This window comes from Sanguibacter sp. TS_SC_8, assembly GCF_055361235.1.
The window spans coordinates 2,410,221-2,427,889 of record NZ_CM143955.1 but is presented as its reverse complement, the minus strand read 5'-3'; the positions used below and the strand labels follow the sequence as shown (position 1 = coordinate 2,427,889).

Below are 17,669 nucleotides of genomic sequence, written 5' to 3'. Positions count from 1 at the left end.
GCCATTCTCGGCCGGGGGGGCACCGGCCGGCCTCATCCGCGGCGTGTGAGTCCGTGTGCGGGCCGTGGGCTGGCCGACGGGATGCCGCGGGAGAACAGCACCGAGGCCAGGGCGATCACGGTGAGCGCGAACAGCGCGGAGCGCAACGAGGAGATCTGGGACTCGGTGTAGATCTGCGTCAGCGTGTCGCCCTGCGCGGCGCTCAGCCCGGCCTGCTCGGCGATGGAGTCGACGCTGTCGGCCTCGACGATCCCGACGCCGTCCTGGGTCTGGCTGCTGATGGTTGCCTGCACGTCGGCCGGGAGGTCGCTGGCGGCCACGGACGCGCCGAAGGTCGAGGTCAGGGCGGCGATGAGGACCGAGCCGATGAGCGCCGTCCCGAGGGAGGACCCGAGGTTCTGGAACACCCCCTGCAGGCCTCCCACCTCGCTCGTCTGCGTCTCCGCCACCGCCGACATGTTGACGTTGCCCAGCTGCGAGGCGAGCAGGCCGAGCGCCGCGCCGGCGCAGAACATTCCCACACCGAAGAGGATGCTGCGCAGCTCCAGGTCGACTGAGCCCAGCAGGACCAATGAGCTCAGTACAAGGATCCCCTGCCCCCACCGCACGATGCGGCGCGGTGACCAGAGGGAGGACAGTCGGGTGCCCACGACGGAGAAGAGGATCAACGAGACCGAGAGCGGGAAGATCTTCAGCCCGGTCTCCAGGGCGTCGAGGCCGAGCGTCATCTGCAGATAGACCGGGACCATGAAGAACACCCCCGCGGTGATCGCGTACTGCGCGCCGAGGACGCTCAGGCCGCTGCGCAGTGCAGTGATCGAGAACATCTCGACCTGCACGAGAGGGGGGCGACCTGTGCGCACGAGGGCCCCCTGGCGGCGGACGAAGGCGTAGAGCAGGAACCCTCCGGTGATCATCAGCCATGCGGAGAGGGAGATCCCCAGCGGGGCGATCTCCCTTCCGCCGATCTCGGGGGAGGCTGCCGGGCGGACCCAGCCCCAGGTCTTGCTCTGCAGCATCCCGAAGACCGCGAGCACGAGGCCCGACGCCGAGAGCAGCACGCTCGGGGCGTCGATCCGCACGTGCTGGCGAGGTGTGGAGTCGGTGACGAGCCGGGAGAAGGACAGGACCACGACCATGATGACGACCTCGCCGGCGAAGACGTATCGCCAGCTGGCGTAGGTGGTGAGGAAACCGCCGATCAGCGGACCGGCTGCCACAGCGGCCCCGGAGATCGCCCCGATCGCTGCGTAGGCCTTGACGCGGTCGGGCCCGGTGTAGTTGTCGGCGATGAGCGCGGCGACCGCGGGGATGACGAGCACGGCGCCGATCCCCTCGATGATCGACCAGCCGAGGAACAGCAGGGCGATGTTGGGGCTCAGCGCCGTGATGAGCGACCCCGCAGCATAGATGCAGGAGCCGACGACGAAGGCGCGGCGGCGCCCCCACACGTCCCCGAGCTTGGCGCCGAGAAGCATCAGCGCCGCCATCGTCAGCGTGTAGAAGGTGATGGCGGCCTGCATCGCGGCGACGGTCGTGTCGAGGTCGGCCACGACGGTCGAGATCGAGACGTTCATGACCGTCCCGTCGAGGACGAGGACGAACTGCGCGCTGCCCAGGATGAGGAGCACCGACCACTTTCTCACGTCCGGCGCCTAAGCGGCGAGACGGTAGAAGCGCCAGAAGCCGAAGCTCGCCTCGTCCAGCACCTGGAACCGAGTCAGGCCCGCCCGTAGGCCGTAGCTGCGGAGCGTGTCCGGGCGCATGACCGTGCCGGTGCCCTCCGAGGGGGTGTGGGACAGTCCGTCGGGGAGGCAGACCAACAGGCTGAAGCCGTACATGAGGCGCTCCAGGTCGTCGCCCGGGGGAGTGAAGGTGGGGGCGACGGCCTCGTCCATGACGATGACGGAACCGCCCGGGCGCAGTGACCGTCGCGCCGCGCTGAGCACCTCGACCGGCTGAGACATGTCGTGGACGCACTCGAAGGCGAAGACGAGATCGTAGCTGTCGGGTGGCAGGGCGGCGGCGTCCGCGACGGTGAACCGGACGTCGCGTGACGGATCCTGTGTCTGGGAGAGGTTCTGACGTGCGAGGGCGATCGACGGCTCGTCGATGTCGAAGCCGTGCACCGTCGCGGCGGGGTAGGCGTTCGCGAGCGCGATCGAGGACCACCCTGCCCCGCAGCCGATGTCGGCGACCTGGGCGTCCGGGCGCGCGAGCGTCTCGTGGAGCCAGGGGATGCTCTCGAGAGCGGCGGGCAGCGCACGGGTGAACCAGGGCCGGTTGAGGTCAGCCTGCGACTCGCGCGCGTCGCGCCCGAGCTGTCCCCAGCTGACGCCTCCACCGTTCTGGTAGGCGTGCAGGAGGGCCGGGATCTGCTGCATGCTGGCGGCCAGGGTCCTGGCCAGCGGAGCGATGTGAGACAGGCTCTCGGGGTCGGTGAACACCTCCCGGGCGGGGTCGGTGAGGGTGAACCGGTGGTCCTCGGAGGGCCCCGAGGCGTCGGGTTCGGGGGCGGTCGCGACGACGAATCCGGTGATCGCCTGCTGCTCGAGCCACTCGCGGACGTACCGGGGATGGGTGCCTGTCCGCTCGGCGAGCTCCACAGCGGTTGCGGGGCCGTCGGCGACGAGGCTCCGGTAGAGCCCCAGCCTGTCCCCGAGGTAGATCGACAGGATGTCCGCAGTGCCGAGCGCGGCCTGGAGCACACGCTCAGCCAGGGCATCGACCGCGGGGTCTGCGGGGCCGTCGAAAGGGGAAGTCATGAGAAGTCCTCCTGCCTGGTGTGCGCTTCTCTCCACCGTGCCTCGCTCAGCGGGCACCGGCAACTGGGCGGAGCGCGGCGGGAACCTGATGCTGACGCTCTGAATCGGCCCGAGTCCCCGTACGCTGGGAACCGATACTGACTGACCAGCAAGGAGATCGCCGTGACCACGCGTTCGGGTGCCGACGCCACCGTCGGCGACGTGATGACGGAGCTGGCGGCTCTCGAGGACCCGAGGATCCGGGCGGTGAACGAACGTCATGGGGACGACCACGGTGTCAACCTCACCAAGCTGCGCGCGGTGGCCAAGAGGCTCAAGACCCAGCCCGACCTCGCCGGTCAGCTCTGGGGGACGGGGGACACCGCGGCCCGGCTCGTCGCGATCCTGGTCAGCCGCCCCACGGCGTACACCGCGCCCGAGCTTGATGCCATGCTCCGCGATGCGCGCGTCCCCAAGGTGCACGGATGGCTCGTCAGCTACGTCGTCAAGAAGAACCCGCACGTGGACGACCTTCGCTCCGACTGGTTCGCCGACCCCGACCCGGTCGTCGCCAGCGCCGGGTGGGCCCTGACGAGCGACCGGGTCGCGAGAGACCCCGAAGGGCTCGACCTGGCCGAGCTCCTCGACCGCATCGAGACACACCTGGTCGACGCCCCGGACCGCCTGCAGTGGGCCATGAACGAGTGCCTGGCGACCATCGGTATCCACCACCCCGAGCACCGCGGCCGCGCGATCAGCATCGGCGAGAGCCTCGGAGTCCTCAAGGACTACCCCACCCCGCCGGGCTGCACGTCCCCCTACGCGCCGGCCTGGATCAATGAGATGGTCCGCCGTCAGACTCAGCCTGTCGTGGGCAGCAGCCGCCGCTGAGCCCTTGCCTGGACCGACGGATCGTGCTGAGATAGTCCGCACACGAAGGGGAGTATCCCGCGGATGTCTCGTCGTCAGTACGGCCCGTGCGGGCCCGGCGAGCAGGCCCCCAGGGCTGGGAGAGACCTTCGATCGACACGATCGGAGGTTTGTCATGGACGTTGCATTCTGGATCTGGGCAGCGGTGGTGGGTTTCATCGTGGTGATGCTCGCGATCGACCTGGTCGCTCATCGCCACGCGCACGTGATCGGAGTCCGCGAAGCGGCCCTCTGGTCCGGGGTGTGGGTGGCCCTCGGCGTCTCCTTCGGTGCGATCGTCTGGTGGGTATGGGGCGCGGAGCTCGGTCAGCAGTACTTCGCCGGGTACCTCATCGAGAAGTCCCTGGCCGTGGACAACGTGTTCGTGTGGGCGATCATCTTCAGCTTCTTCGCGGTGCCACGGGAGTTCCAGCACCGGGTGCTCTTCCTCGGCGTGCTCGGAGCGCTGGTCTTCCGAGGGATCTTCATCGCCGCCGGCGCGCTGCTCATCGAGAACTTCGCGTGGATCCTCTATGTCTTCGCCGCGTTCCTGCTCTACACCGGCTACCGGATGATCCGTCAGCGCAACGAGCACCTGAACCCGGAGCAGTCGATCGTCCTGCGGGCCTTTCGCCGGTTCGTGCCGATGACCGAGGTCTACCACGGGCAGCGGCTGTTCGTCCGGCGGCGCGGGATCCTGCTGGCGACGCCGCTCCTCGCGGTCCTTGTGCTCATCGAGGTCACCGACATCGTCTTCGCCGTCGACTCGATCCCCGCCATCTTCGCCGTCACCGACGAGGTGTTCCTCGTCTTCACCGCGAACGCCTTCGCCATCCTCGGCCTGCGCGCGATGTACTTCCTCCTCGCCGACCTCATCCACCGCTTCATCTACCTCAAGATCGGCCTCGCCCTCGTACTCATGTGGGTGGGCGTCAAGATGCTCCTGAAGATCGACGTGGTCTACATCCCCACACCGATCTCCCTGGCCGTCATCGCGACGATCATCACTGTCTCCATCGTCCTCAGCCTGCGCGCGACCCGTGGCCAAGGGCGCCAGGCTCTCCTGACGCCCGACGAGCCCCCGTTCCGGGTCGCCACCGCTGAGGAAGACGCCGCCGTGGACCCTGCCTGGGGTCGCCGTCGCGGACGGCGACCTTCGATCACCCGGTAGATCCTGAATCACCCCTACCGGATGGCGACCGCACCGCTGCCTGTCAATACGTTCGTCCTGTCATGCACTAGCGCATGACCTGGACAGAGGGAGTCACTTCGATGTCGACTACGCACAGCACCAGATCTAGCGCCGCCGTCGGCTGGATCACGTTCGCAGGGGTCATCATGGTCACGGTCGGCGCCTTCCAGGCCTTCGCCGGCCTGGTCGGCATCCTCGAGAACGAGTTCTATGCAGTCACCCCGAACTACGTCCTGCAGTTCGACGCCACGACGTGGGGCTGGGTCCACCTCATCATCGGCCTGGTCGTGATGGCGGCCGGGTTCGGGGTGTTCTCGGGAAATGTCCTCGCCAGGACCGTCGGCGTGTTCGCGGCCGTTGTCAGCATGCTCGCCGCGTTCTTCTGGATCCCCTGGTACCCGATCTGGGGGATCATCGTGATCGCGATCGACATCGCGGTCATCTGGGCCCTCACCGTTCACGGGCGTGACCTCGCCGAGGGCTGACACACCACGGGCGCTGGACGACTGACCTGTTCCGACCCGTTCCGAGAATCCTCTGAGAATCACGCGTCACGCTGTGATCATGAGCATCCTCACGGAACGCAGTGCGCGTCGAGCCACACCGGTCAGGGAGGTCGGCGTCCATCGGAGGTGGCCGTGGGCAAGGGTGGGGCTGCACACGGCCACCCTCGGTGGTGCGGTGGCAGTGCTCGCATTCTGGTGGGCGGGCACCCCCGCGTCGATCGGGACGACGCCGGGAGGAGCGCTCACGAGTGCGGGGGAGCTGGCCGGTCTCCTCGCCGCCTACCTGGTGTGCTTCCAGCTGCTGCTCATCGGACGTGTGCCGTGGTTCGAGCGTGCGGTAGGGATGGACCGGCTCGTGGGGTGGCACCGGTCTCTCGGCACGACCGTCGTCCTCCTGGTGCTCACCCATGTGGGACTCATGATCATCGGTGGAGGGCTCCTCGACCACCAGGCGCCGTGGCCGGAGACTCTTTCGCTCATCGCGACTCAGCCCGATCTGCTCAGCGCCGTGGCGGGGACCGCCCTCTTCCTCCTGGTGGGTCTCTCGAGCGCACGGCTGGCTCGCAGGGTCCTCTCCTACGAGGTGTGGTTCGTCCTTCACCTGTCGGTCTATGTCGGCATCTTCCTCACCTTCGGGCACCAGATCGCGGCCGGAACGCACTTCGTCGGGTCGCCGGTCGCCCGGGCGGTCTGGATCGGCCTCTATGTGGCCACCGGCTCGGCGCTCCTCGCCTGGCGCGTGGTCGTCCCTCTCCTCGCCCACCGCCGGATGGTGCTGCGGGTCGACCAGGTCGTCCCGGAGGGAGGCGCGATGGTGAGCGTGTGGTTGCGGGGAGCGGGGCTGGGCGGGCTGCAGGCCCGAGGTGGGCAGTTCGTGCTGGTCAGGTTCCTCACACCGGGGCACCTGTGGACCGCGCACCCCTACTCCCTCTCGATGATACCGACCTCGGACCGGCTCCGGGTGACGGTCGCCGCGCTCGGGGACCACTCCTCCGCGACGGCCCGGTTGCGTCCGGGGACCCGGGTCCTGCTCGAAGGTCCGTTCGGCCGGATCACCGCCGATCGGGCGCGGTCCACCCGCACCCTGCTGGTCGCGGGTGGAGCGGGCATCGGACCGATCCGCTCGCTCGCCGAGGATCTGGTCCTGCGGGGCAACGACGTCGTCGTCGTGCACCGTGCCCACTCCCCGGAAGGGCTGGCGTTGGGCCGGGAGCTCTCCGCCTCGTCCGTGAGGTACATCCCGTTGCCAGGGCGCCGGGCTGACTACGGGTATGACCCGCTCAGCCCACCGAGTCTCCTGTGGCACGTCCCGGACATCGCCGACCGCGACGTCTTCGTCTGCGGCCCGGAAGGGCTGGTGTCCACAGTCGTCTGCTCCGCGCGCGCCCTCGGCGTTCCCCGCGCGGCGATCCACCGCGAGGAGCTGAGCTTGTCATGACCACCCCACGCTGGCGCGGAACACTCATCTACACAGGGACCCTGGCCACGATCGGCACCATCGCCGTCGCGCGGTTCGGCCCGCTGGCTGCGACTGATCAGGCGGTGCTGTCCGCGGCGCCGCCGATCACCTCGCCCTCGGGAGCGGCGTTGTCGTCAGCAGGGGGGACGGGGACGCCGTCCCCGTCCCCGTCCGACACGTCGACCCCCGCGACCGGGTCGACCACCTCGAGCACGGTGACAGTCGCAGGATCGGTGTCCCAGACGCGCTACGGTCCGGTCCAGGTGACGGTGACGTTCACCGGGACCCAGATCGTCGACGTCCAGACTCTCCAGTCTCCGAGCGCTCAGCGTGAGAGCGCCCAGATCTCGGAGAGGTCAACGCCGGTGCTCGCGAAGGAGGTCCTAGCTGCCCAGTCCGCGAGCATCGACACCGTCTCCGGGGCGACGTACACCTCCGAGGGCTACCGTCAGTCGGTCCAGTCGGCGATCGACCAGGTGGGCTGACGCGTGCGCCGGACAGCGGTGGTCATGGGCATCCCGATGTCGATCGACGTCCGGGACGCGCCCGATGAAAGCACGGCGGACGAGGCGGTGGGTGCCGCCTTTGCTGTCCTGACCTCGGCGGACGAGCGCTTCAGCCCGTATCGCATCGACAGCGAGCTGCGCCGCTACGAGCGTGGGGAGGTTGCCGCGTCCCTCGACCTCGTCGAGATTCTCGATATCGCCTCTCGGGCGAGCGTGGCCAGCTTCGGGGCGTTCCGCATCTACGCTCCAGACGGTTCGCTCGACACGAACGGTGTGGTCAAGGGGTGGGCGGCGCAGCGCGCGGCTGATGAGCTCCTGGCTCGCGGGGTCCGGAGCTACTGCCTGAACGCTGGGGGCGACGTCGTCACGCACGGGGAACCCGAGCCGGGACGGCCCTGGCGGACCGGTGTCCGCGATCCGGGTGATCCCCGGCGGATCCTTGCGGTGATCGCCCAGCGCGACGGTGCGGTCGCGACGTCGGGCGTCTATGAGCGTGGAGCTCATGTCTGGGACGGGCGCACCGGCGAGCCGGCGAGCGCCCTCCTCGCCGCGACGGTGGTCGCGGACAGCCTCGTCACCGCGGACGTCCTCGCGACCTGCGTTCTCGCGCTCGGACCTGCGGGAGTGGCCTGGGCGATCGAGCAGGGCGCACGTGAGGCGTTCGCCGTCCTGCCGGACGGGACAGTGGTCAGCTCCGGGACGCCGGCCCTGCGGCCCGCAGTCGCAGGGTGAGCGTCGCGCCGCCCTGACCAACGGGCCGCGGGCCGGCCGAGACGGACCCGCCGTGCTGGGCCGCGACCTCGGCGACGAGGGCCAGCCCCAGCCCGTAGTGGCGGCGGTCGTGCTCGGCGGCGATCCCCGTCCGCCGGGAGGCGAACCGCTCGAAGAGGTCAGCGGGTTCACCCGTGATGCCCGGGCCGTCGTCCTCGACCTGCACGGCGACCGCATCGCCGTCGCGCTCGACGACAACCCGCACGTGGCCTGTCGCGTGGTCGATGGCGTTGTCGATGAGTGCGGTCACCGCTCGTCGCACCGACACCGCGGAGACGGTCGCGACGACGGACGGCGGACCGTCTCTGGTGAGCTCGATGTGTCGCTCTTGGGCGGTGGCACGTGCCGCGTCGACCGTCGCGTCGGCGATCGCGGCGATGTCGACGGCGGCCAGATCGACGGAGCGGGCATCGGCCGCGAGGAGCATGTCCTCCAAGATGGAGGTCAGCGCCCTGGTGTCGGCCAGCAGCCCCTCCACGTCCCCGGGCACGCGCGAGTCGCCTGCCAGCCCGTGCTCGGCGCGGACGTGGCGCTGCAGGAGCTGCGCCCGCGTCGACAGCAGGGTGAGCGGGGTGCGCAGCTCGTGACTCGCGTCGGCGACGAACCTGCGCTGCAGTGCGAGCGCCTCGACTGTCGGGCGCACGGCACGGCGCCCGAGCCACGCACCTCCGAGCCCCGCCAGGACGACGCCGACGCCGCTGGCGACGACGAGTGCGGTCACGAGCCGCTCGATCTCCTCCCGCCCCTCGTGCGGGTCGAGCGCCACCTGGACCGTCCGGTCGCGCGACTGGGTGGTGAAGACTGCGACCGTCCCCTCCTCGAGAGCGACTCGCGTCCACCGGTCCTGACCTGAGCGGGCCACCTCGGCCATCACGGTGAAGTCCGGGAGCCCGTCCGGCATGTCGTCGGAGACCTCGAGACCCCGGGCGCCTTCCACCGCGACCCACATGCCGTCCGGGGCATCGTGGACATCGTCGATCGACCGCGCTGTGCTTTCCAGGCGACGCTCACCGTCCGCGCTCTGCCCTCGCACGACGACCAGCACGACGACGGCTCCCAGCAGGGTCAGGCACACCAGGACGAGTGCCGCGGTCTGCAGCCCCAGGCGTCGGGCGGTGCGCCTGAGACGGTCGTTCTCGGCCGAGGTCAGGGGAGTCGGGTAACTCATCAGTAGCCCAGGCGGTAGCCGAGGCCGCGGACGGTCGTGACGACCTCACGGCCCAGCTTGCGCCTCAGGTAGTAGACGTACGTATCGACGGCGCCCTCGTCGCCGGTGCCGTGAAACACGCGGTCGAGGATCTCGCTGCGCGAGAAGACCTGGTGGGGGCGCCGGGCCAGGAGGTCCAGGAGGGAGCACTCCCGCTCCGAGAGGTCGACGATCGTCCCGTCGGCCGCGGTGACCCGGCGGGTGCGCGCATCGAGCTCGAGAGGACCGAAGCGGACGTTTCCGGTGTCCTGGAGCGCGCCGCGCGTGCCACGGCGCCGCAGCGCTCGCAGGCGGGCGGTGAACTCGTCGACGTCGAACGGCTTGGACATGTAGTCTTCCGCGCCGGCGTCGAGCCCCGCGACCCGGTCGGCCGGGTTGCCCAGCGCAGACAGGACAAGAGCCGGGGTCAGCACGCCGCGCCCGCGGAGACGCCCGAGCAGGTCGAGACCCTCGATCGCTGGTAGCCCGCGGTCGAGCACAAGGACGTCGTAGGTCTTGGTCAGCCCCAGATGGAGGCCGCGCTGGCCGTCGTCGGCGACGTCGACGGAGTAGCCCTCGTCGGTGAGGAGCTCTGCGAGCATCGCGGAGAGCTGAGTGTCGTCCTCGACCAGCAGCACTCGTGCCGACTGCGTCATCCGTGTGACCTCCTGCGCACATCGTAGGTCCAGCGGGCGGGGACGGGAGAAGACCGCGCTGCCAAGCTGCCGGCTGGCTCTGCTACAGCTCCACCGCGGTGCCTGTGACACGCACGCGACCTTCGAGCGGGACCTCGACCGTGATCGACGACGGATGCCCGATGGCCGCGCCCTGCTCGACCTGAATCACCGCGGGCAGCTGGAGGTGCCCACCCGCTCGCAGATAGGAGCCGAGCCCGGCCGCCGCCGACCCCGTGGCGGGGTCTTCCCGGATGCCACCGCGGGGGAACGGATTGCGCGAGGCGAACCGCTCCGCCGAGACCCGGTGGACGACCGGGATGGTGCCGTCCCACCCTTCACGGTCCTGGATACGCAGCACAGCCTCGGCGTCATGATCGAGCGCGGCCAGGACGCCCTCTCGCACGAAGACGATCGGGTGGGGGTTGCCACCGCGTACGAACGCCGCAGGCAGGTCGGGGTCGAGGTCGGCGCGGGAGAGGCGGAGCGCGGCAAGCAGCTCCTCGAGCAGGTCGCCGGCCAGCGGGCCGACGACCGTGTCGACGGCGGTGAGGGTCGCCGCGTCGACTGTGACCTCCACGGGCACCTCACCGGCGTTGGTCTCGAGAACCACCACTGGGCCGGCGCCGCGGCGGGCGAGTGCGACTCCCGAGGCGATGGTCGCGTGGCCGCAGAAGGCGATCTCGTCGCGAGGCGTGAAGTACCGGATGCGCGCCGACGTCGGCGTGACCGCAGTGAGGAACGCTGTCTCGCTGAAACCGAGCTCGGCCGCGATGCGCAGCATGTCCGCCCGGGCGAGGGTTTCGGCGTCGACGACCACTCCGGCGGGGTTGCCCGAGTGTGGGTGCGGGTCTGCTGTCGTGAAGGCGCGATAGGTGAGGATCTCCATGACCGGAGCCTAGGGCCGCAGCAGTCGGCACTGCACGGACTGTTCACGGCGGCGGACCGCCTACGGCGTGTGCGGCTCCAGTCCCTCGGGGTCGATCGGCCACTGGATCTCGGTGCGCAGTTCCTCGGCCGGGACGTCGGCCGGGCGCAGTGGACAGCGCAGCGATACGCTCGCCGGGTGACCCAGACGACGCTGGTGCAGCAGGCGCATCACATGGCGGGGGCGATCTACGGGACGATTCTGGCCACGAGCGTGGTTGCCGCGGCCGGCCATGATCCAGAGACGATCGACCGCGCCGCGCTCCTGGTGCTTGGCACCTCCGTGATCTTCTGGCTGGCCCACGTCTACTCGCTCGGACTCGCTGCGCGCATGGTCCTGCGCCGGCCGGTCCGACGCGAGGAGCTGATCTCCCTGGCGCGCGCGGAGTGGCCGATGCTGCAGTCGTCCTGGCCCATTGTGCTGGCGCTCATGCTCGGGGTTGTCGGCGTCATCGATCGCGCAACGGCGGTCGTGGTGGCCCTGGTGGTGGGCATCGTGGCGTTGTTCGCCTATGGGCTGGTGATCGGCAGGCAAGAGGACATGGGGTGGCCACGCGCGCTCCTCAACGCCATGCTCGCGGGCATGTTCGGATTGGCCATCCTGGCGCTCAAGGTGTTCGCGCACTGAGCCGACCCCGAGAATCGACTACCCGATCGACATCGCGCACGGGACATCCGCATCACCGCCGACGTGTATGTCCACCACATGTCCGTACGATTCAGTCGACCTGGTCGAGGGTCGCGGTTGTCTCATCGTCTGTGTCGGTCTCTCCGCAGAGGGACAGGGAGGTGACTGCGTACTCCACACCCGACTGGTTCTCGAGTGGGGTGGCATCGATGAACGAGAAGCGCTGGCCATCCGGAATGCCGTCGGCGATCGTTGCGACGTGGAAGTCGGTATTCAGCTGGGTCTCAGTCCAGCCGACGGCGACTCCGTCGGAGGTCGTGGTCGCGAGCACCTGTTCAACAGTGAAGAACCGCTCCGCGCAGAGCTCTTTCAGGGAGATGCCGTCCGGGGTGGCAGTGACGGGCGCATACAACGCGGAGGGGTGCAGGTAGGGGTGCGCACCCTCCAGCCAACGCACAAGGCCGTCTCGGATTCTTCCGAAACGGCCTTCGACCTGCGGTGATGCTGGTGGGCGATACTGGGATCGAACCAGTGACCTCTTCCGTGTCAGGGAAGCGCGCTACCGCTGCGCCAATCGCCCATGTGAAGCTGACCTGCGAGGTGGAGACGGGATTCGAACCCGTGTGGACGGCTTTGCAGGCCGCTGCCTAGCCTCTCGGCCACTCCACCGTTCGAGATCCATCGTCCGGCTTTCGCCTGACAACTTCTCTCCGAGCGGACGACGGGATTTGAACCCGCGACCCTCACCTTGGCAAGGTGATGCTCTACCGCTGAGCTACGTCCGCATGCGCTTCAACTCGCGGGTGTCAAGACCCCGTGACCTCGGCGCGTCCCAGACTCTAGTGGAACGTTGCAGGTGACGTCCAACTGACCTCCGGTGGTGAGACTCATGTCACAGACCCTGGTGTGGTCGACGATGGTGGCTCCGCGCCTTGACATCAAGGCCCGGAGGCGAGGGAGCAATCCCATCCCGGCCGCGCACTGGACGGCTGGCCGCTGCCAGCAGATCGATTCCCGACAAGAGCGACAACTCACGAGACGCTACCGTGGAGATATCCCTGGCGAAGGAGAGACCCGTGGGCATGGTGGTCATGTACGGCTCAGTGTCGGTGGACGGCTTCATCGCGGATGAGAGTGACCAGCCGGGACCACTGTTCGACTGGTTGACCAGCGGTGACGTGCCGTTGGACGAGAGCGGCGTGTTGACGGTGTCGCAGACCTCCCACGACTACATCCGGCCGTACTGGGACCAGATCGGGGTGACGATCGCCGGCCGCCACGTCTTCGACATGACGGACGGCTGGGACGGGAAGCCTCCCAGCGGGATCGACCAAGTGGTCGTGGTGACGCACCGACCGAAGCCCGAGGGCTGGGCCTCCGGGGCGCCGTTCCACTTCGTCGACGGCGTCGAGGCGGCCGTGGCCAAGGCGCAGGAGCTTGCGGGTGACCGCATGGTCGAGGTCGCTGCTGGCGACGTCGGTGGCCAGGTGCTTGCCGCGGGCCTGGTCGACGAGGTGCGCATGGACGTCGTACCCGTCGTGTTCGGGTCCGGCAAGCGCTTCTTCGGGTCGGTCCATGGGCAGCGCCGGTTGGAGGACCCTGACGTGGTGATTCAGGGCAACCGGGTGCTCCATCTGCGCTATCGCGTGCGCCGGTGACCGATCGACGCGGGGTCAGCGGGCGAAGGCCGAGAGGTGCCGCTCGGATCCGGAGAGGAGATGGGCATACACCTGCTCCACATCGGGGGCGGCGAGGCCGGTCGCGGCCTCCTTGAGACTGGCGATGTCGGTGGTCTCGACGACCACGCCAGCCTCGAAGGCGGCGGCCAGATCTACTGAGCCCGCCGCGAGCTGGGTGTCGTACAGCTCTTGGAAGCTCACGGTCGCGAAGGTCCCGACCGGCAGACCGAGCGTCGGGTCGGCGATGTCGTATCGGTCGAGGACGACGCGGACCTCGGTGAGGTGCTGGGTCTCGGCGCTCGCGATTCGGGTGAACACCGTGGTCGAGTACGCGTCGGCGAAGGCGACGTAGAGGTCGTGCGCCAGCTTCTCATCCTCGGCGATCGCAGCGAGATCGAGTCTCTGGGCATCGGTGAGGGTGCCGCTCGCGACGTCGGTCAGGTCGGCACGGGTGCCAGCGCCCGTCCCCATGCCTGTTCCTGTGCCGCGGCCCTGGCCGGCCACCCCGTGACCGCCTCGGCCGGAGCGGTTCCCGGTCGGGGTTCCGGTTCCGGACCCGGGTCCGGTCCCGTCGCACGTGGCGACCTGGGTGCTCTGCGGGCTCGGGGTGCCCGGATCTGCTGACGAGGGTCCTCCCCGGCCGACGGCGAAGCCGGAGGAGGCGAGCAGTGCGGTGGCGATGGCGCTGGCGGCGATGACCGCGGGGACGCGGGTGCTGGTGCGCATGAGAAAGTCCTTCGTCTGGTCTGGTCGAATGGTGGGCACGACCTCACGATGCGTCCGCGAGATGTGGTGCGGTGGGGATCGGTGTGGAGGCGGTGTGGATTCTCCTGCCGAGGCGGTGGAGCCGGGACCATCGGCACCCCAAGGCACTCGGGAGCGAGGAGGATGGGCATGTGCCCACCGTGCTGGTCGTCGAAGATGAACGTGACATCCGTGAGGTGCTGCGCCGGTACCTGGAGCGCGCGGGCTTGTCGGTGTTGACCACGGGGACGGGGGCCGAGGCCATCCGGCTGCTCACCTCAGCGCCGCCCGATCTTGTGGTGCTCGACCTGGGCCTGCCCGACGTCGACGGTCTGGACGTGCTGCGGGAGATCCACGCCGCGGGCTACCCGCCGGTCATCGTGCTGACCGCCCGCGGCACCGTCGACGACCGCATCCGCGGGCTGGAGCTCGGCGCGGACGACTACGTGACCAAGCCGTTCAGCCCGCACGAGGTCGTGCTGCGAGTGCAGGCGGTCCTGCACCGCTCGGGCCAGAGCACACAGGAGGGCCCGACGACGTACGGCGGGGGCCGGCTGCGCATCGACGAGGCCCGGCACGAGGCGTGGTTGGACGACCGCAGGCTCGAGCTGACCCCGACGGAGTGGGGGCTGCTGGTCGCGGTCGCCGCGACGCCGGAGCGGGTCTTCTCACGCTACGAGCTGGTCAACCGGGTCCGGGGGTACGAGTACGCCGGCTACGAGCGGACCATCGACTCCCACGTGAAGAATCTGCGGCACAAGCTCGGCCCAGACGGTGCGGACGTGCTCGAGACCGTGCTCGGCGTCGGCTACCGGCTGCGCCTGCGGCGCGACGAACCGTGATGGGCTCCCCGCGCCGTGGCCTCGGGCCGCTCGGCCGGCGGCTGCTGCTCGCCTTCCTGCTGGTCGCGGTCTCCTCGGTGGTCGTGCTGACCGTCGCCGCGCTGATCGGCGTCGGGCAGGGGTTCCAGGCCTCGCTCGAGGCGGACCGGCAGCGCACGGCGGTCGCCGCCGCGACCGCCGCCGGTCGGGCGTACGAGCGAGCCGGGGGATGGGACGGGGCGGACCTCGAGCGCGCCGGCGCAGTGGCCGAGGATGCGGGCGCCCGGCTCTTCGTCGTGGACCAGGACGGGTCTCTCGTGGGTGGCCCGGCCGGTGAAGGGCTCGCCGGCGGGGGCCAGGGTCGGGGCCAGGGCGAAGGCGGCGGACAGGGCGCGTTCGAGGCCGCGGTCATCGTGGACGGGACCGCCGTCGGCACCACGCGTCTGGTCTTCACCGCGGCGGCCAGCACCGGGGCGCGGGACATCGCCTGGTCGTGGATCGCCGTCGCGGCCGTCGTCGCTCTCGTCGTCGCCGTGGGTGCGAGCTGGGTGGTCACCCGACTGCTCACGCGCCCGGTCGACGCCATGACCTCCGCCGCCCGCGCGTTCGCGGCCGGTGACCGGCAGGCGCGCGCGGGCGTCCGCGGACCGGGTGAGCTGGGGGAGATGGCCCGCGCGTTCGACTCCATGGCGGACGCGGTCTCGCGGTCGGAGCAGGAGCGGCGCAACCTCACCGCCGACGTCGCGCACGAGCTGCGCACGCCGCTCGCCGCGCTGCAGGCCGGTCTGGAGGAGCTGCGCGACGGGCTCGTCCCGGCGACGCCGGCCGGGTTGGCCGGGCTCCACGACCAGGCGCTGCGGCTCGGGCGCGTGGTGAGCGACCTCGCCGAGCTGTCCGCGGCCGAGACGGGCAGCCGAGCCGACCAGCGCGCGGACGTGGACCTGTGTCAGGTCACCCGCGACGAGCTTCGGGCCCGCGACTCCCAGCTCCGCGCCGCGGGGCTCGTGGTGCGCAGCTCGCTGGACGGACCGCTCCTGGTGCGAGCCGACGCCGACCGGCTGCACCAGGCCGTGGGCAACCTGCTCGCCAACTCCGCCCGGTTCTGCCGGCCGGGGGACGCAGTCACCGTGTCGGTCCGCCGCGAGGGAGAGCGCGCGGTGCTCGACGTGGCGGACACCGGCCCTGGGATCGATGCCGACGAGCTGCCGCACATCTTCGACAGGCTCTGGCGTGGTCGCGCCGCGGAGCAGGTGGCGGGCTCGGGGATCGGTCTCGCGGTCGCCCGCGAGATCGTCACGGCTCACGGGGGCACCATCGCGGCGGACTCGACGGCCGGCGCGGGGACGACCCTCACCATCGATCTGCCCCTGGCCCAGGCTGCACCTGGTCGAACCTGACGACCTGGCCTGGGCGGCCTGGCGCCCGTCTTCGTTGTAGTCTTGAATACCGGTGGGGGTATCTACTGGTCTAGTCGTACTCCCTCGGTCTGCTCGCTCGAACCTGAAAGGTTGACGTGCCATGACCAGCACGATCACCACGGTAGAGACCCCGTCCCTGGGGGACCGCAGCTATCTGGTCCACGACGGGCAGGTGGCGTTCGTCGTCGATCCCCAGCGGGACACCGACCGGATGCTGGCCGCGGCCGCGCTCGCCGGCGTGCGGATCACCCACGTGTTCGAGACGCACATCCACAACGACTACGTCACCGGCGGGTTCGCCCTCGCCCAGCAGACCGGTGCTCAGTACCTCGTCAACGCCGAGGACAAGGTGTCCTTCGAGCGTGTGCCGGTCCGGGGCGGCGACGTCGTCGAGGTCAGCCCCGACCTCCGGGTGCGGGTCGTGCACACCCCCGGGCACACGTTCACCCACCTGTCCTATGTCCTGGAGGGCGCGGACCCCGCGGTGTTCTCGGGCGGATCCTTGCTGTTCGGATCCACCGGTCGCCCCGACCTGCTCGGTCCAGAGCACACCCATGAGCTGGCGCACCACCAGTACTCCTCGGCGCGGGCGCTCGCGGAGGAGCTGTCCGACGACACCGTGGTGATGCCGACGCACGGGTTCGGCAGCTTCTGCTCGTCGACCTCGACGACGTCGGGGGCGACCGGGTCCACCATCGGGAACGAACGCCTGGTCAACCCGGCACTGCGCGACGACGAGGACGACTACGTCGCCCAGATCGTCGCCGGCCTGGACGTCTACCCGGCGTACTACGTCCACATGGGACCGGCCAACGCCCATGGTCCCGGCGGTGTGGACCTGAGCGCACCGCGGCGGGCCGACAAGGAGGAACTGCGTCGTCGGCTGGAGGCGGGGGAGTGGCTCGTCGACCTGCGCAACCGCACGGCGTTCGCGGCGGGGCATGTCACCGGCACCTTGAACTTCGGGCTCGACGGCCAGTTCGCGACCTATCTCGGCTGGCTCATCCCCTGGGGCACCCCGGTGACGCTGCTCGGCGAGAGCGCCGAGCAGGTCGCCGATGCCCAGCGAGAGCTGGTGCGGATCGGCATCGACTACCCCGCCGCGGCCGCCACCGGCTCTCCGGGCGACTGGAGCGATGATCCCCTGGGCCACTTCGAGCGGGCATCCTTCGCCGACCTCGCCCAGGTGCTCCACCACCGCCCGGTCGTGATCCTCGACGTCCGCCGTGTGAGCGAATGGCGCCAGGCCCATGTCGACGGTGCGGTCCACCTGCCGATCCACGACCTGCTCGGGCGGATCGACGAGGTGCCCGACGGCGAGATCTGGGTCCACTGCGCAGGTGGCTATCGAGCGTCGATCGCAGCCTCCGTCCTGGTGGCAGCGGGGCATCAGGTGGTCGCCGTCGACGACTCCTTCGACGACCACGCAGCCAGCGCCGGGCTCACGCTGGTGGCGGGGGCGGTAGAGACGAGCTGACGCGAGCTCGCCCTCCCAGCCTCTCGAG

18 protein-coding genes and 3 tRNA genes are annotated in these 17,669 nt (G+C 69.9%); 11 read left to right on the top strand and 10 right to left on the bottom strand.

Annotated elements, in window-relative coordinates; genetic code table 11:
- Positions 1–32: 32 nt before the first annotated feature.
- Together ACWA15_RS11080 and ACWA15_RS11075 are read right to left on the bottom strand one after the other, a co-directional pair.
- A complete protein-coding gene (locus ACWA15_RS11080) occupies positions 33–1,646 on the bottom strand; it encodes an MFS transporter (RefSeq protein ID WP_464055257.1) in 1,614 nt (537 codons plus the stop codon).
- A gap of 9 nt (positions 1,647–1,655) precedes the next feature.
- Positions 1,656–2,765 carry a methyltransferase domain-containing protein gene (locus ACWA15_RS11075; protein WP_464055255.1) on the bottom strand — a complete coding sequence of 370 codons (1,110 nt, stop codon included), beginning with the start codon at positions 2,763–2,765 and terminating at the stop codon, positions 1,656–1,658.
- Positions 2,766–2,969: 204 nt separating this feature from the next.
- Here ACWA15_RS11075 and ACWA15_RS11070 point away from each other — a divergent pair, with 204 nt between their 5' ends.
- The 6 genes from ACWA15_RS11070 (at position 2,970) to ACWA15_RS11045 (ending at position 8,048) form a co-directional block, all read left to right on the top strand.
- Entirely contained in the window at positions 2,970–3,635 is a 666-nt protein-coding gene (locus tag ACWA15_RS11070; RefSeq protein ID WP_464059486.1) for a DNA alkylation repair protein, read from the top strand.
- A gap of 154 nt (positions 3,636–3,789) precedes the next feature.
- Positions 3,790–4,824 (top strand): TerC family protein, encoded by a 1,035-nt coding sequence (locus ACWA15_RS11065; RefSeq protein WP_464055254.1) that lies wholly within the window; start codon positions 3,790–3,792, stop codon positions 4,822–4,824.
- A 101-nt stretch (positions 4,825–4,925) separates the two neighbouring features.
- Positions 4,926–5,330, top strand: a complete 405-nt coding sequence (locus tag ACWA15_RS11060; protein ID WP_464055252.1) for a DUF7144 family membrane protein — start codon at positions 4,926–4,928, stop codon at positions 5,328–5,330.
- 196 nt (positions 5,331–5,526) lie between these two features.
- Positions 5,527–6,789 carry a ferredoxin reductase family protein gene (locus ACWA15_RS11055; RefSeq protein ID WP_464055250.1) on the top strand — a complete coding sequence of 421 codons (1,263 nt, stop codon included), beginning with the start codon at positions 5,527–5,529 and terminating at the stop codon, positions 6,787–6,789.
- A complete protein-coding gene (locus ACWA15_RS11050) occupies positions 6,786–7,295 on the top strand; it encodes an FMN-binding protein (protein WP_464055248.1) in 510 nt (169 codons plus the stop codon). The genes ACWA15_RS11055 and ACWA15_RS11050 overlap by 4 nt, the downstream gene beginning before the upstream one ends.
- A 3-nt stretch (positions 7,296–7,298) precedes the next feature.
- Entirely contained in the window at positions 7,299–8,048 is a 750-nt protein-coding gene (locus tag ACWA15_RS11045) for an FAD:protein FMN transferase (RefSeq protein ID WP_464055246.1), read from the top strand.
- Here ACWA15_RS11045 and ACWA15_RS11040 read toward each other — a convergent pair.
- The 3 genes from ACWA15_RS11040 to ACWA15_RS11030 form a co-directional block, all read right to left on the bottom strand.
- Positions 8,005–9,255 (bottom strand): sensor histidine kinase, encoded by a 1,251-nt coding sequence (locus ACWA15_RS11040; RefSeq protein WP_464055244.1) that lies wholly within the window; start codon positions 9,253–9,255, stop codon positions 8,005–8,007. The genes ACWA15_RS11045 and ACWA15_RS11040 overlap by 44 nt on opposite strands.
- Complete coding sequence (locus tag ACWA15_RS11035) at positions 9,255–9,929, bottom strand: response regulator transcription factor (protein ID WP_464055242.1); 675 nt, start codon at positions 9,927–9,929, stop codon at positions 9,255–9,257. The genes ACWA15_RS11040 and ACWA15_RS11035 overlap by 1 nt, the downstream gene beginning before the upstream one ends.
- Positions 9,930–10,011: 82 nt before the next feature.
- Complete coding sequence (locus tag ACWA15_RS11030; RefSeq protein WP_464055240.1) at positions 10,012–10,836, bottom strand: PhzF family phenazine biosynthesis protein; 825 nt, start codon at positions 10,834–10,836, stop codon at positions 10,012–10,014.
- A gap of 177 nt (positions 10,837–11,013) precedes the next feature.
- Between ACWA15_RS11030 and ACWA15_RS11025 the strand changes: the two genes are divergently transcribed.
- On the top strand, positions 11,014–11,502 hold the full coding sequence (locus tag ACWA15_RS11025; RefSeq protein WP_464055238.1) for a hypothetical protein: 489 nt from the start codon (positions 11,014–11,016) through the stop codon (positions 11,500–11,502).
- 91 nt (positions 11,503–11,593) lie between these two features.
- Here ACWA15_RS11025 and ACWA15_RS11020 read toward each other — a convergent pair whose 3' ends face one another.
- From ACWA15_RS11020 to ACWA15_RS11005, 4 genes are all read right to left on the bottom strand, one after another.
- Positions 11,594–11,914 carry a hypothetical protein gene (locus tag ACWA15_RS11020; protein ID WP_464055236.1) on the bottom strand — a complete coding sequence of 107 codons (321 nt, stop codon included), beginning with the start codon at positions 11,912–11,914 and terminating at the stop codon, positions 11,594–11,596.
- 93 nt (positions 11,915–12,007) lie between these two features.
- Positions 12,008–12,082 (bottom strand) — tRNA-Val (locus ACWA15_RS11015).
- Positions 12,083–12,100: 18 nt separating this feature from the next.
- Positions 12,101–12,171: transfer RNA gene (locus tag ACWA15_RS11010), tRNA-Cys, on the bottom strand.
- Between the two features lie 44 nt (positions 12,172–12,215).
- Positions 12,216–12,287 (bottom strand) — tRNA-Gly (locus ACWA15_RS11005).
- A gap of 291 nt (positions 12,288–12,578) precedes the next feature.
- Here ACWA15_RS11005 and ACWA15_RS11000 point away from each other — a divergent pair.
- The gene (locus tag ACWA15_RS11000) at positions 12,579–13,160 is read left to right on the top strand and encodes a dihydrofolate reductase family protein (RefSeq protein ID WP_464055234.1); all 582 of its coding nucleotides are present in this window, start codon (positions 12,579–12,581) and stop codon (positions 13,158–13,160) included.
- Positions 13,161–13,175: 15 nt separating this feature from the next.
- On the opposite strand, the gene ACWA15_RS10995 is transcribed toward ACWA15_RS11000, so the two are convergent.
- Positions 13,176–13,907, bottom strand: coding sequence for a DUF2202 domain-containing protein (locus ACWA15_RS10995; protein ID WP_464055233.1), 732 nt, complete (start codon positions 13,905–13,907; stop codon positions 13,176–13,178).
- 170 nt (positions 13,908–14,077) lie between these two features.
- Between ACWA15_RS10995 and ACWA15_RS10990 the strand changes: the two genes are divergently transcribed.
- The 3 genes from ACWA15_RS10990 (at position 14,078) to ACWA15_RS10980 (ending at position 17,641) form a co-directional block, all read left to right on the top strand.
- On the top strand, positions 14,078–14,767 hold the full coding sequence (locus tag ACWA15_RS10990; RefSeq protein ID WP_464055232.1) for a response regulator transcription factor: 690 nt from the start codon (positions 14,078–14,080) through the stop codon (positions 14,765–14,767).
- Positions 14,767–16,143, top strand: a complete 1,377-nt coding sequence (locus ACWA15_RS10985; protein ID WP_464055230.1) for a sensor histidine kinase — start codon at positions 14,767–14,769, stop codon at positions 16,141–16,143. Before ACWA15_RS10990 ends, ACWA15_RS10985 begins: the two co-directional genes overlap by 1 nt.
- 121 nt (positions 16,144–16,264) lie before the next feature.
- Complete coding sequence (locus tag ACWA15_RS10980) at positions 16,265–17,641, top strand: MBL fold metallo-hydrolase (protein WP_464055228.1); 1,377 nt, start codon at positions 16,265–16,267, stop codon at positions 17,639–17,641.
- Positions 17,642–17,669: the final 28 nt, after the last annotated feature.

What these genes read in the sequence shown, in the direction of transcription:
- ACWA15_RS11075 (WP_464055255.1), bottom strand. Translation starts at nt 2,765, where the DNA reads ATGACTTCCCCTTTCGACGGCCCCGCAGACCCCGCGGTCGATGCCCTG.
- ACWA15_RS11070 (WP_464059486.1), top strand. Translation starts at nt 2,970, where the DNA reads ATGACGGAGCTGGCGGCTCTCGAGGACCCGAGGATCCGGGCGGTGAAC.
- ACWA15_RS11065 (WP_464055254.1), top strand. Translation starts at nt 3,790, where the DNA reads ATGGACGTTGCATTCTGGATCTGGGCAGCGGTGGTGGGTTTCATCGTG.
- ACWA15_RS11060 (WP_464055252.1), top strand. Translation starts at nt 4,926, where the DNA reads ATGTCGACTACGCACAGCACCAGATCTAGCGCCGCCGTCGGCTGGATC.
- ACWA15_RS11050 (WP_464055248.1), top strand. Translation starts at nt 6,786, where the DNA reads ATGACCACCCCACGCTGGCGCGGAACACTCATCTACACAGGGACCCTG.
- ACWA15_RS11040 (WP_464055244.1), bottom strand. Translation starts at nt 9,255, where the DNA reads ATGAGTTACCCGACTCCCCTGACCTCGGCCGAGAACGACCGTCTCAGG.
- ACWA15_RS11035 (WP_464055242.1), bottom strand. Translation starts at nt 9,929, where the DNA reads ATGACGCAGTCGGCACGAGTGCTGCTGGTCGAGGACGACACTCAGCTC.
- ACWA15_RS11030 (WP_464055240.1), bottom strand. Translation starts at nt 10,836, where the DNA reads ATGGAGATCCTCACCTATCGCGCCTTCACGACAGCAGACCCGCACCCA.
- ACWA15_RS10995 (WP_464055233.1), bottom strand. Translation starts at nt 13,907, where the DNA reads ATGCGCACCAGCACCCGCGTCCCCGCGGTCATCGCCGCCAGCGCCATC.
- ACWA15_RS10985 (WP_464055230.1), top strand. Translation starts at nt 14,767, where the DNA reads ATGGGCTCCCCGCGCCGTGGCCTCGGGCCGCTCGGCCGGCGGCTGCTG.
- ACWA15_RS10980 (WP_464055228.1), top strand. Translation starts at nt 16,265, where the DNA reads ATGACCAGCACGATCACCACGGTAGAGACCCCGTCCCTGGGGGACCGC.